Annotated in this window: 13 protein-coding genes and 1 tRNA gene; 7 read left to right on the forward strand and 7 right to left on the reverse strand. The window is 72.2% G+C overall.

Annotated elements, in window-relative coordinates; genetic code table 11:
- Positions 1–17 precede the first annotated feature (17 nt).
- Positions 18–758, reverse strand: coding sequence for an FHA domain-containing protein (locus MF672_RS11345; protein ID WP_043619792.1), 741 nt, complete (start codon positions 756–758; stop codon positions 18–20).
- A gap of 199 nt (positions 759–957) precedes the next feature.
- Between MF672_RS11345 and MF672_RS11350 the strand changes: the two genes are divergently transcribed.
- Positions 958–1040: transfer RNA gene (locus tag MF672_RS11350), tRNA-Leu, on the forward strand.
- A 193-nt stretch (positions 1041–1233) separates the two neighbouring features.
- Here MF672_RS11350 and MF672_RS11355 read toward each other — a convergent pair.
- The 3 genes from MF672_RS11355 to MF672_RS11365 all read right to left on the reverse strand — a co-directional run bounded on the left by MF672_RS11355 (position 1234) and on the right by MF672_RS11365 (position 4346).
- Positions 1234–1878: a response regulator gene (locus tag MF672_RS11355; protein ID WP_242374123.1), complete on the reverse strand. Its 645-nt coding sequence runs from the start codon at positions 1876–1878 to the stop codon at positions 1234–1236.
- Between the two features lie 87 nt (positions 1879–1965).
- Positions 1966–2991 carry a hemolysin family protein gene (locus MF672_RS11360; RefSeq protein ID WP_242374122.1) on the reverse strand — a complete coding sequence of 342 codons (1026 nt, stop codon included), beginning with the start codon at positions 2989–2991 and terminating at the stop codon, positions 1966–1968.
- Positions 2988–4346 carry a hemolysin family protein gene (locus tag MF672_RS11365; RefSeq protein ID WP_242374121.1) on the reverse strand — a complete coding sequence of 453 codons (1359 nt, stop codon included), beginning with the start codon at positions 4344–4346 and terminating at the stop codon, positions 2988–2990. The genes MF672_RS11360 and MF672_RS11365 overlap by 4 nt, the downstream gene beginning before the upstream one ends.
- A gap of 231 nt (positions 4347–4577) precedes the next feature.
- Between MF672_RS11365 and MF672_RS11370 the strand changes: the two genes are divergently transcribed.
- Positions 4578–5198, forward strand: coding sequence for a hypothetical protein (locus MF672_RS11370; protein WP_242374120.1), 621 nt, complete (start codon positions 4578–4580; stop codon positions 5196–5198).
- On the opposite strand, the gene MF672_RS11375 is transcribed toward MF672_RS11370, so the two are convergent.
- Entirely contained in the window at positions 5195–5653 is a 459-nt protein-coding gene (locus MF672_RS11375) for a hypothetical protein (RefSeq protein WP_242374119.1), read from the reverse strand. The two genes, MF672_RS11370 and MF672_RS11375, sit on opposite strands and share 4 nt — an antisense overlap.
- Before the next feature lie 288 nt (positions 5654–5941).
- On the opposite strand from MF672_RS11375, the gene MF672_RS11380 reads away from it, so the two are divergent.
- On the forward strand, positions 5942–7252 hold the full coding sequence (locus MF672_RS11380; RefSeq protein ID WP_242374118.1) for an LCP family protein: 1311 nt from the start codon (positions 5942–5944) through the stop codon (positions 7250–7252).
- A 35-nt stretch (positions 7253–7287) separates the two neighbouring features.
- Here the strand turns inward: MF672_RS11380 and MF672_RS11385 are convergent, their stop codons facing one another.
- A complete protein-coding gene (locus MF672_RS11385; protein WP_242374117.1) occupies positions 7288–7947 on the reverse strand; it encodes a GOLPH3/VPS74 family protein in 660 nt (219 codons plus the stop codon).
- 23 nt (positions 7948–7970) lie between these two features.
- On the opposite strand from MF672_RS11385, the gene MF672_RS11390 reads away from it, so the two are divergent.
- Both MF672_RS11390 and MF672_RS11395 read left to right on the forward strand, forming a co-directional pair.
- The gene (locus tag MF672_RS11390; protein WP_242374116.1) at positions 7971–8576 is read left to right on the forward strand and encodes a TenA family protein; all 606 of its coding nucleotides are present in this window, start codon (positions 7971–7973) and stop codon (positions 8574–8576) included.
- 46 nt (positions 8577–8622) lie between these two features.
- Positions 8623–9501: an Fpg/Nei family DNA glycosylase gene (locus MF672_RS11395; RefSeq protein ID WP_242374115.1), complete on the forward strand. Its 879-nt coding sequence runs from the start codon at positions 8623–8625 to the stop codon at positions 9499–9501.
- A 3-nt stretch (positions 9502–9504) separates the two neighbouring features.
- On the opposite strand, the gene MF672_RS11400 is transcribed toward MF672_RS11395, so the two are convergent.
- On the reverse strand, positions 9505–10911 hold the full coding sequence (locus tag MF672_RS11400) for an MFS transporter (protein WP_242374114.1): 1407 nt from the start codon (positions 10909–10911) through the stop codon (positions 9505–9507).
- Between the two features lie 91 nt (positions 10912–11002).
- Between MF672_RS11400 and MF672_RS11405 the strand changes: the two genes are divergently transcribed.
- Positions 11003–11428, forward strand: coding sequence for a winged helix-turn-helix transcriptional regulator (locus MF672_RS11405; protein ID WP_308210477.1), 426 nt, complete (start codon positions 11003–11005; stop codon positions 11426–11428).
- A complete protein-coding gene (locus tag MF672_RS11410; protein ID WP_242374112.1) occupies positions 11425–11748 on the forward strand; it encodes a rhodanese-like domain-containing protein in 324 nt (107 codons plus the stop codon). The genes MF672_RS11405 and MF672_RS11410 overlap by 4 nt, the downstream gene beginning before the upstream one ends.
- Positions 11749–11798 lie beyond the last annotated feature (50 nt).

The raw sequence follows: 11798 nt of genomic DNA on the forward strand, positions 1-11798 counted from the left end.
GGACCGTCTGTTTACCTCTAATCGCGCCGGAAAACCAGAGTCGTGCGTCCGAGCGTCACTCGCGTGCCGTTCTGGAGCTCGATCCTGCGTACCGGCTGGCCGTTGACGAAGGTGCCGTTCGTCGATCCGAGATCCACGAGGACCACGAGCTGGCCCTCGACGCGCAGCTCCGCGTGGTGCCGCGAGACGCCCGGATCGACGAGACGAAGATCGCAGTCGGTGCCCCTGCCGAGCAAGGTCACCGGGGTGGTGAGCTCGTAGGAGCGGTCGCCCTGCGGGTCGTCCTGGGTGGACACGAGCAGCCTGGGCCGCCCGTTGAACGCGTGGGGCCTGGACGGTGGCAGGTCGCTCGCCGGCTGGCGGATCTCGTCCTGCTCGACCGTCGCGCCGCGGATGACACCCGACCTGATGCGGAAAAGCCCCACGGCCAGGTCGCCGGCGGTCTCGAAACGCACCCGGACCGGTCCCACGAAGGAGTAGCCCTGTTCCTTGGCGTACTCCCTGGCGAGGTTCGCCAGCTCGTGGCTGATGCTGTCGGCGTAGACCTCAAGCCGTTCGCTGTCGGTCGTGGACAGCTCCACCACGAAGTCGTTGGGCACGAGCGTCCGACCCTGGGCCACGATCGCCGCGCGCTCGTCCATCTCCCGCTGGACCGCGCTCGCGACCTCGACCGGCTGGAGATCGGATTTGAACGCCCGTGCAAAGGCTCCCTCAACCAAGCCTTCGAGCCTTCGCTCGAAGCGCTGAAGGACTCCCACCGGGTACCTCCCTTCCTCCGTGCATATGATCGCGGCCCCCGGACGCTTGGGCGCCCGGTTTCCGCTTGTTCCACGTGGCGGCGTTCCTCGGCGCCCGTCGGCCTCCGCGCCCAGCTCCTCCGCTCCCGTGTCTTATGCGATCGTATCCGGGTTCAGTACCAGTGGCTGTTCCGTGCTAGTGTTCTTTCCGCACCCACAAGGGCGGGTGGCGGAACGGCAGACGCGCACGGTTCAGGTCCGTGTGTCCGAAAGGACGTGAGGGTTCAAATCCCTCCTCGCCCACCTCGGGTCACCGATGAAAATCGGCAGACCCACAGTGACGAAACAAGCCCCGGTTCGCAAGAGCCGGGGCTTTTTCTTTGTCCGGCCCTGGTGGTGCGCGGCTGTGCTCCGCAGGGAGGACGGTAGATGCCTCCGCTTGCAGATCGCTTTCGGGTGGCTTGCGTGATTTAGCTCACATTTGCCGGTGGTGCGGTCACGTCCCGAGGTAACGCAGCACCGCCAGCACCCGGCGGCTGTAACCGCTCGCGTGCGACAGCGCGAGCTTGTCGAACAACGCGTTGACGTGCTTCTCGACCGCGCTCTGCGACACGTGCAGGGCCTGCGCGATCGAGGCGTTGGTCAGGCCCTGGGCCATCAGCTCCAGGACCTGGCGCTCCCGGGCGGTCAGTTTGGCCAGCGGATCGGCGTGCGTGGTGCGGGCGAGAAGCTGGCGGACAACTTCCGGATCGAAGGCCGTGCCGCCCGCGCCGACCCGCTCCAGCGCGTCCAGGAAGTCGCCGACCTGGGCCACGCGGTCCTTCAGCAGGTAGCCGACGCCGTCGATGCTGCCGCTCATCAGCTCGGTCGCGTACTTCTTCTCGACGTACTGCGACAGCACCAGCACCTTGACCTCCGGCCAGCGCCGCCGGATCTCCAGCGCGGCCCGCAGGCCCTCGTCGGTGTGGGTGGGCGGCATGCGCACGTCCACCACCACCGCGTCCGGCCGCTCGCCGGCCACCGCCTCCAGCAGGGCGGCGGCGTCGCCGACGGCGGCCGTGACGTCGTGGCCCTCCTCCTTCAGCAGCCGCACCAGGCCCTCGCGCAGCAGCGCGGAGTCCTCGGCCAGCATCACCCGCACGCCCGCACCTCCGCCGCCCCATCGTTCCCGACTCGCACGACGACCATGGTGCCCTCCCGCCGCGCCGGGCGCGCCGGGAGGGGGTCGCTACGTGGCGGCCACGCCCGCGGCCCTGGTGTCCAGGAGCTGGCCCAGCAGGTCGGTCAGGCTCACCATGCCGATGACGGCGCCCGCGGCGTTCGTCACCAGGGCCAGGTGCGCCCTGGCGTCCTGGAGGGCCGTCACGGCCTCCGGCACCTGCGTGACGCACGCCAGGCGCGGCAGCGGCCGTTTCAGGCTCTCCGCGGTGGCCTCCGGGCGCAGCAGGGCGTCACGGGCGTGCAGCGCGCCCTCCACGCCGGACGGGCCCTCCACGAGGAGCCGCAGGTGCCCGCTGCCGGCCGCCGCCTTCCTGATCTCCTGCGCGGTCGCGCCGGCGCCCACCTTGACCGCCCGGTCGATCGGCACCATCAGGCGCTCGATGCCCTCGGCCTCCAGGCGGAGCGCCCGGGTGAGCAGGTCGTGCTCCTCGCGGTCGAGCAGGCCCATCCGGCCCGACTCGCCCACCAGCATGGCGAGCTGGCGCGGGGTGCGGGTGGTGGCCAGCTCGTTCCTCGGCTGCACGCCGAAGACCCGCAGGATGGCGTTGGTCAGCGCGTTGAGCGCCTTCAGCAGCGGGCTCATCGCGGTGGTGAAGGCGCGGAACGGCAGGGTCAGCAGCAGCGCCGCCCGCTCGGGGTGCGTCAGCGCCCACGACTTCGGGGCCATCTCGCCGATCACCATGTGCAGGAACGTCACCAGCGCCAGGGCGATGGTGAGCGAGATCGGCAGCCGCAGCCCCTCAGGGACGCCGAGCGCGGCGAACAGCGGCTCCATCGTGTGCTCCAGGGCCGGCTCGGTGACCTGGCCCAGGCCCAGCGTGCACAGGGTGATGCCGAGCTGGGCGCCGGCCAGCATCAGCGAGAGCTGCCTGCCGCCGCCGACCGCGGACTTCGCGGCCACCCTGACCAGCCGGTTGCCGCCCGCGGCCATCTCCTCCAGCCGGTGGCGGCGGGCCGAGACGAAGGCGAACTCCGCCGCCACGAACAGCGCGTTGAACGCGAGCAGGGCCACGCTCAGGACGAGCAGCGTCATCGGGCCGCCTCCGCGGGCGCGGGCTGCTGCTCGGGGACCAGGCGGACCCACTCGGGCACTCTTCTGTTCAGGGACATCACCGTCAGGCGGGCGGTGCGGCCGCCCTCCTCCTCCTCGAAGGGATCGTCGCTCGCCCGCGTGACGGGCACGGACACCGCGTCGCCCGGGTCGGGCAGCCGGCCCAGGCGGGCCAGCACCAGGCCGGCGAGCGTGTCGTAGTCGTCGCTCTCCGGCAGGCCGAGGCCGGTGGCGCGCTCGACCTCGTCCAGGCGCAGCCGGCCCGGCACCTCCCACACGCCGTCGGGCCGGCGCACCGCGCCCAGCGGCTCGGGGTCGTTCTCGTCCAGCAGCTCGCCGACCAGCTCCTCGGCCAGGTCCTCGACGGTGATGACGCCGGCCAGGCCGCCGTACTCGTCGATGACGCAGGCGATGTCGTCGCCCGCGGCGCGCATCCGGTCGAGCACCGCGGGCAGCGGCAGGCTGTCGGGCACCAGCAGCGCCGGGCGGGTGACCGCGCCGACGCGGCCCTCGTTCAGATCGGCGGCCAGCAGCTCGCGGACGCCGGTCACGCCCACCACGTCGCCGTCCTCGGCGATCACCGGGTAGCGGGAGTGGCCGCGCTCGCGCATGACGCCGAGCAGGTCGGAGATGGGCTGCGCCTCGCGCAGCACGACCACGCGGGGTCGCGGCACCATGATCTCCTCGGCCGTGCGGTCGCCGAACTCCAGCGCCCGCTCCAGCAGGTCGGACAGCCGCGGGGGCAGCTCGCCCGCGCGGGTCGACTCCTCGATGATGCGCGACAGCTCCTCCGGGGTCGCCCCGTGCTCCACCTCCTCCACCGGCTCGATGCCGACCAGCCGCAGCAGGCCCGTGGCGGCCGAGTCGAACAGCCGCACCACCGGGCCGACCACCGCCAGGTACGCGAGCGTCGGCCGGGCCAGGAACTTGGCCACCGGCTCGGGCCGGGCGATGCCGAGGTTCTTGGGCGCCAGCTCGCCGAGCACCATCTGCACCACGGTCGCCACGAGCACGCCCGCGGCGACGGACAGGCCGGAGATCATGGCGTCGGGCAGGCCCGCGCCCTCCAGCCAGGGGCGCACGATCACCGAGATCGCCGGCTCGGCCAGGAAGCCGACCAGCAGCGCCGTGACCGTGATGCCGAGCTGCGCGCCGGAGAGCATGAACGACAGGCGCGAGGTGACCTGGAGCGCCTTGCCGGCGGCGGTGTCACCGGCGGCGGCCTGCTCGCGCAGGACGCCCCGGTCGGCGGCGACGAAGGCGAACTCCTGGGCGACGAAGAAACCGGTCGCCGCGGTGAGGAGGAACAGGGCCAGCAGCCCGAGATAGGCGCTCACCGCGATGAGCCTTCAGAGGGACCCGTGCCGTGGCACGGGCGAAGACTCCAAGGGTCCGGAGCGGACACGATCATCCTTTCGACAGAGGTCGTCCTCTACGTAACGACACAGGTGGCGTCTATGTTTCCGCCGCCGCTCCGGTAACACCAGGCCCTGGCGCCGGGCGGGGATCGGGTGTGGAGTGGTGCGCATGGGGAAGGCCAGGGCCGGCGTGCGGGACGGGGGCGCGCGGTGAGCGGGCGGGTGGCGGGGCGGCGGTGGAAGGCCAAGGTCTGCGTGCAGGCGGCGACGGCGTACTGGGCGGAGCGGGCGGTGCGCGAGACGTTCCTCGCGCATCCGGCGGCCGGCGCGCCGGGAGCCGTGGTGGGGGTGAACACGCCCGGCGCGCTACTGCGCTTCCCCTGGCTGGAGCTGCCGCCGCCGGGCGTGGCCACCGGCGGGGAGGCCGTGGACCTCGTGTGGTCGTCGCTGCTGCGGATGTTCGCCGACGCCGGGATCCCCGCCGGCGACCTGCTCATGTGCTCGGTGCGGCGGGTGGCTGCCGATCCCGTGCCCCTGCCGGTGGAGCCGCTGCGCGTGGTGCGCCGGGACACCGTGTGGGCGGTCTCCGTCGTGGCGGACGTCCGTGGCGGAGGCCCGGGGATCTGGCCGGCGCTGCGCCGGGAATTGGTTCTTGCCGAGCGGCCGGAGGACGTGCCCGGGGTGGAGATGGAAATCGCCGAGAACACGCCCGGCCGGGCTTTCGACGCCGGTCTCGCGCGGATCCGCCGGGCGTGTTCCGGGCTTTCCGCGGAACTGGACGAGGAAAGCGTGCGGGGAGCGGTCGACGCGGTGCCCCGCGCGATCGGTTAATCGCCCCTGGCGTCCAGGAAAGGACAACTGCGGCTGCGCTTCGTCCCCCAGGTGACGCGCAGGTCGTACTTGTACCACCAGGAGGCGTTGACGCACCACAGCCCCCTGCCCGAGCGGGAGAAGAGCTCGGTCTCGCCGGCCGCGGTGCCCCGCAGCCGGGGCTTCATGTCGTCCTTCTTCTGCGCGACCCTGCAGTACCAGACGCCGGCGGGCTTGCGCACCGCGCGGGTGCTGCACAGCCAGAGATCGGCGATGAACTGCCCGTCGGTGACGTCGAGGCAGTTCCATCTCACCACCGACTCGACCTGGCGGCGCGGTTGCAGGACGAGTTTCGGCGTGCCGATGCTGAACTCGCAGCGGTCGTTCGCGGCGCGGGCGGGAGGGGCGGCGGCGAAGGGCGCCAGGAAAACGCCCGCCGCGGCGAGGCCGTGCGCGAATCTTCGATGAACTCGCATGACGGTCCCCCGTTTCTCGTGAATAGGATCCGTCCCCCGCCATGAAAGGCGGGTGAAAATGCGCGGTCAATGAAAGGGCGCCGGTTTGGTATGTCAGGTATTTCCGGTAATGGCGTCGGATTCTGGCGGTTGCGTACGGTCAGTGGCCAGATGTGGAGATCCCGGGGTGTGACCTCCCTTACGATCTCTTGGTTCCGGGTACTTTTCCGTGGAGCAACCTTGGTGACACTCCGCACAGTCGGGGGGATCGACGTACCGTCTATGGCATACCGAAGGGAAGAGGGCGAAGTGTCTGAGGACGACCGGACGCGGGCCATGCGCTCGCCGGGCGACGGGCGCCCGCTGCCGCCGAGGCCCGACGACGGCCTGCGCTCGGGCGGCGCCCCCGCGCACCAGACGCCGCCCATGAGGGGCGCGAACGCGCCCACCGCCAAGCTCCCCGCCGCCCCGCCATCGCCTGGGCCGTCGCCTGGGCCGTCGCCTGGGCCGTTGCCTGGGCAGCAGCCGCCCCAGGGGCGCTCGCGCGTGTACGGCCGGGAACGTTCCGGCAGCAGCCCGGTCCGGCCGCTGCGGGCGCCCGGCGGCGGTGGCGAACCGCCGCAGCGGGGCCAGGGCGGGCCCCCGCGCGCGCCGCGCAGGCGGCCGTCCGGCCGGCTGATCGTGAAGATCGTCGCCGCGTTGCTGGTCGCGCTGCTGGTGACGGCCGTGGGCATGCTGTTCTGGATCGACTCGCGGCTCACCGGCATCGACGGCGTGCTCGACGACTACGAGGGCCGCCCCGGCGACACCCCCGGCACCAACTGGCTGCTGGTCGGCTCCGACAGCCGCAAGGGCCTGTCGGCCGCCGAGCGCAAGAAGCTGGCCACCGGGCGGGCCGTCGGCCAGCGCACGGACTCGATGATGTTGCTGCACATCCCCGACACCGGCGACAAGCCCACGCTGGTCAGCCTGCCCCGCGACTCCGCCGTCACCATCCCCGGCAAGGGCCGCGACAAGCTCAACTCCGCCTACGCGCTCGGCGGCCCGAAGCTGCTGGTCCGCACTGTCGAGACGGTCACCGGCGTGCACATCGACAACTACATGGAGATCGGCTTCGCCGGGTTCGTGGACATCGTGGACGCCGTCGGCGGCGTCGAGATCAACGTCCGCGCCGACGTCGACGACCCCAAGGCCGGCCTCAAGCTGAAGAAGGGCACCCAGGTGCTCAACGGCGCCCAGGCCCTCGGCTACGTGCGCACCAGGAAGGGCGGCGCGCTGCCCGACTTCGAGCGCACCAAGCGGCAGCGGCAGTTCCTCGGCGCGGTCGTGAAGAAGGCGGCGAGCCCCGGCGTGCTGATCAACCCGTTCACCTCGATCCCGCTGGCCATGAGCGCCACGGACGCGGTCGCGGTCGACGGCGGCACCGGCGTGTTCGACATGCTCTCGCTCGGCCTGTCGATGGGCGACAGCCCGGTGACGACCGTGGTGCCGTTCGGCGGCAACGAGATCGTGCCGAGCGGCGGCACCGCGATCAAGTGGGACCGCACCAAGGCGACGGCCCTGTTCAACGCGCTCAAGGAGGACAAGCCGGTGCCGAAGGACGTCGCGGACGCGAGCTGAGGCCCCCGGCCGGGGTCAGCCCGAGGAGGCCGGGGTCAGCCCGAGGAGGAGGTCGTCGTCGCGGCGACGGTGGCGGCCGTGATCGCGGCCATCGCGGCGGCGTTGATGGCCGCGATGGTCTTCGCCACCGCGTCGGCCGCCCACGCGCCCTCGGCGATCTCCTTGATCCGCTCCTTGCTCGCCCCGGGGAACGCCTTGCGGTCGAGCTTGGCCGCGTGCATGATCGCGATCAGGACGGCGGTGCGGGCGTCGGGGTCGGCCCCGCCGAGCACGCTCGCCACCCGCTCCCTGACCTCGGCCTCCACCCCCGGGTCGGCCTCCGGCCAGCGCGTGACGGGGAAGAGGCCGAGCACCTTGCCGCGCTGCTCGCTCAGCACCCCGGCCTGGGCGAGCCTGGTGAGCAGCCGGTTGCGCAGCTTGGCCGACTGCAGGCGCTGCACCCACCAGGCGGGCTTGCGCTCCTTGCCGTCCTCGGCGACGCGGGCGAGCACGGCGTCCAGCTCGTCGTCGCCGAGCGGCTCGGCGCCGGACAGGACGAGCTTCTTGTCCGACAGCTCCACGCGCCCTTCGACGGCGAGCTCGGCCAGCAGCGCGCCCGCCAGCGCCGGGTCGAGCTGGACGGCGCCGACGAGCGGCTTGCCTTCGTCCTCGCTGTAGGCCAGCAGCAGGAGTTCCTCGGCGATCGTGACCTTCATGCCTCGACACTAACCTCCCAGTCATGAGCATCTCGGAAAAGTTGCACGCCCTCGGCGAACCGCTGCTGCGGGCGCAGCTCGACCACCCCACCGTGGCCGGGATCGCCCGCGGCGACCTGCCCGAGCCGGTGTTCCGGTCGTGGCTGGAGCAGGACTACCTGTTCCTGCTCGACTACGTGCGGGTCTTCTCCCGGCTGGCCTGGCAGGCGCCGGACGCGCACCTCGGCGACCTGGTGGACCTGGCGCACGCCACGTACCACGACGAGCTGAGCCTGCACCGCTCGCTGTCGGCCGGGTTCGGCGCCGACCTGGACGGGGCGGTCAAGGGGCCGGCGTGCGCGGCGTACACGTCGTTCCTGCTGGAGTCGGCGGCCGACTACGGGGAGGGGCTGGCGGCGCTGTACCCGTGCATGTGGGGCTATTCGCGCCTCGGCCGGCTCCTGGCGCAGGACCCGCCGGCCGAGCCCCGCTACCGCGCCTGGGTGGACACCTACGCCGACCCCGGTTTCGCCGCGCTGGCCGCGCGCATCGCGCAGCTCGTCGACGAGGCGGACCCGGATCCGGCGCGGGCGGAGGCGCTGTTCGTCCAGGGGATGGCCCACGAGCTGGCCTTCTGGGACGTGCCGTAGTTTCCACAGGCTGTGGACGGTCCGGCGGGCACCGTACCCTGGGAGCATGCCGGAACTTCCCGAGGTGGAGTCTCTGGCCCACTTCCTGCGCGAACGGGCGGTGGGCCGATCGATCATGGCCGTCGACGTCGTCGGCATCCAGGCGCTGAAGACGTTCGACCCGCCGGTCAGCGCGCTCGGCGGGCTGAGCGTCACCGGGGTGGCGAGGCACGGCAAGTTCCTCGACCTCGACTGCGATGGGCTGCACCTGGTCATCCATCTGGCCCGGGCCGGGTGGCTGCGCTGGCGCGACGACCTGTCGAACGCCAAGCCGGTGCGGCCGGGGAAGGGCCCGCTCGCGGTGCGGGTGCGCTTCGCGCCCGACGACGAGGGGCAGGCGCCGGGGTTCGAGCTGACGGAGGCGGGGACGCAGAAGCGGCTCGCCGTCTATGTCACGAAAAATCCGGACGAGGTGCCGGGCGTTGCCGCCCTCGGCCCCGACCCCCTCGACCCGTCCTTCACCGTCGCCGCGCTCAAGCGCATCATCGGCGGCAACCGCACCCAGATCAAGGGCCTGCTCCGCGACCAGAAGGTCATCGCCGGCATCGGCAACGCCTACTCCGACGAGGTGCTGCACGCCGCGAAGATGTCCCCGTTCAAGATCGCCGCGACCCTCACCGACGCCCAGATCGCCGACCTGCACGAGGCCATCGTCACCACGCTGGCCGAGGCGGTCGAGCGGGCGCAGGGCCTCGCGGCCAAGGACCTCAAGGCGGAGAAGAAGTCGGGCCTGCGCGTGCACAACCGGGCGGGGCAGCCCTGCGACGTGTGCGGCGACACGATCCGCGAGGTCTCCTTCGCCGACTCCTCGCTGCAGTACTGCCCCACCTGCCAGACGGGCGGCAAGCCGCTGGCCGACCGCCGCCTGTCCAAGCTGCTGAAGTAGCGCCTAGGGCACCGGCAGCGGCTGCCCGGCGCGCGGCCGGGCCGCCGCCCGCAGGCCGATCACCGCGATCACCGCGGCCACCAGCGTGGCCGTCACCGGCACGGCGAGCGCCGTGCGCAGCGCGGCCAGGCCCGCCTCCGGCGTGTCCGCGCCGCCCAGCGCGGCCACGTTCACGGCGGTGACCGCCGACAGGCCGAGCGCCGCGCCGAACTGGAACGACGTGTTGATGAGCCCGCCGGCCAGCCCCTGCTCGTGCTCGGCGATGCCGTCGGTGGCGACGATCGTCAGCGGGCCGTAGACGAAGGCGAACATCAGCCCGATCAGCAGCATCGACGGCAGCATGGCCGCGTACGCCCAGTCCAGGCCCACGCCGAGGAACAACGCGTAGGCCAGCAGCCCCGACAGCAGCCCGCCCAGCACCACCCGGGCGTTGCCGTACCGGTTGACCAGCCACGGCGTGAGCGTCGGCGCCAGCACCACGTCGGCGGCCGCCGCGAGCAGCGCGAGCCCGGTCTCGATCGCCGACCAGCCGCGCAGCTCCTGGAGGTAGAGCGTGAGGAGGAACTGGAAGCCGAAGAACGAGGCCGTGAGCAGGGCCGCCATGAGGTTCGTGCGGACCAGCGCGCCCGCGCGGAAGATCCCCATCCGGACGAGCGGGGCGGCCGAGCGCCGCTCGATCGCGGCGAACGCCGCCAGCAGGGCCAGCCCGCCGGCGAAGGCCGCGACGGTGAGCGGCAGGCCGTCGCCCGGGTGCTCCAGCCGGACGACGCCGTAGACCAGCAGCATCATCGCCCCCGTCACGGTGGCCGCGCCCGCCAGGTCGAAGCTCCGCGCAGCGGGCCGGCCGGCCGCGGGCGGCTCCTTGAGCAGGGGGATCGCGGCGAGCAGCAGCGCCGCCGACATCAGCACCGGCGCGAAGAACACCCAGCGCCACCCGACGGCGGCCAGCAGCCCGCCGATGACCAGCCCGAGCGCGAAGCCGCCGGCGGCGGTCCCCGCGTAGACCAGCAGCGCCCGGTTGCGCAGCGGGCCCTCGGGGAACGTCGTGGTGATCAGCGACAGCCCGGCCGGGGTCAGGAACGCCGCCGCGACCCCCGTCACGAACCGGGCCACGAGCAGCACCCAGCCCTCCTCGGCGAAGCCGCCCAGCCCGGAGAACAGCAGGAAGACCGTCAGCCAGAGCAGGAACATCCGGCGGCGGCCCAGCAGGTCGGCCGCGCGGCCGCCGAGCAGCATGAAGCCGCCGTAGCCGAGCACGTACGCGCTCACCACCCCGCTCAGCGCTCCGGTGGACAGGCCGAGGTCGGCCCTGATGGACGGCAGGGCGACGTTGAGCATGGCCACGTCGATGCCTTCAAGGAAGATCGCGCCGCACAACACGGCGAGCACGCCCCAGTGACGGGCAGGCATGGGAAACCCCCGGTTACTAATCGGCCTATCGGTTATCTCTGGTAACCGTCCACATCTTGGGCCAGGATGGGATGCCATGGAAGAAGGCACTTTGCCGGTACTCGGTTACTGCGAGAGCACCAAGGACGAGGACTACGACGTCCGCCAGTGGGACACCCGCGAGGACTGCGAGGTCCGCCAGATCCTCGACCGCGTCGCGGACAAGTGGTCCCTGCTGGTGATCGCCCTGCTCGACTGCAGCAGCCTGCGCTTCACCGAGCTGCGCCGCGAGATCGACGGCGTCAGCCAGCGCATGCTCAGCGTCACCCTGCGCCACCTGGAGCGCGACGGCCTGGTTACCCGCACGGTCCACCCCGTCGTGCCGCCTCGGGTGGAATACGCGCTGACGCCGCTCGGCCGTACCCTGCACGAGACCATCAAGTCCCTCGTGACCTGGACCGAGACGCACCAGCGCGAGATCGCCGCCGCGCGCGCCGCGTACGACGCGCGCCGCGCGGCGGAGACAATGGAGGCATGACCGTTCCTGAGACCGAGGCCAGCGCCGTTCCCGCAGACGCCTACCTGCTCGACGTCCGTGAGCAGGACGAATGGCTGGCGGGCCACGCGCCGGAGGCCGTGCACATCCCCATGACCCAGATCCAGGGGCGCGTCGAGGAGATCCCGGCCGACCGCACCGTCTACGTCGTCTGCCGGGTCGGCGGGCGCTCGCTGCAGGTCGCGGCCTGGCTCAACCAGCTCGGCCGCGAGGCCGTCAACGTCGGCGGCGGCATGCAGTCGTGGCAGGCCGCGCGCCGTCCCATGGTGAGCGAGACCGGCCAGGAGCCGTTTGTCGCATAACAGCCCCATATGGCGCTTCCGGCGCCGTTGAGGCATCATGAGGGCACAAA

Source organism: Actinomadura luzonensis, assembly GCF_022664455.2.
Lineage (GTDB): Bacteria > Actinomycetota > Actinomycetes > Streptosporangiales > Streptosporangiaceae > Nonomuraea > Nonomuraea luzonensis.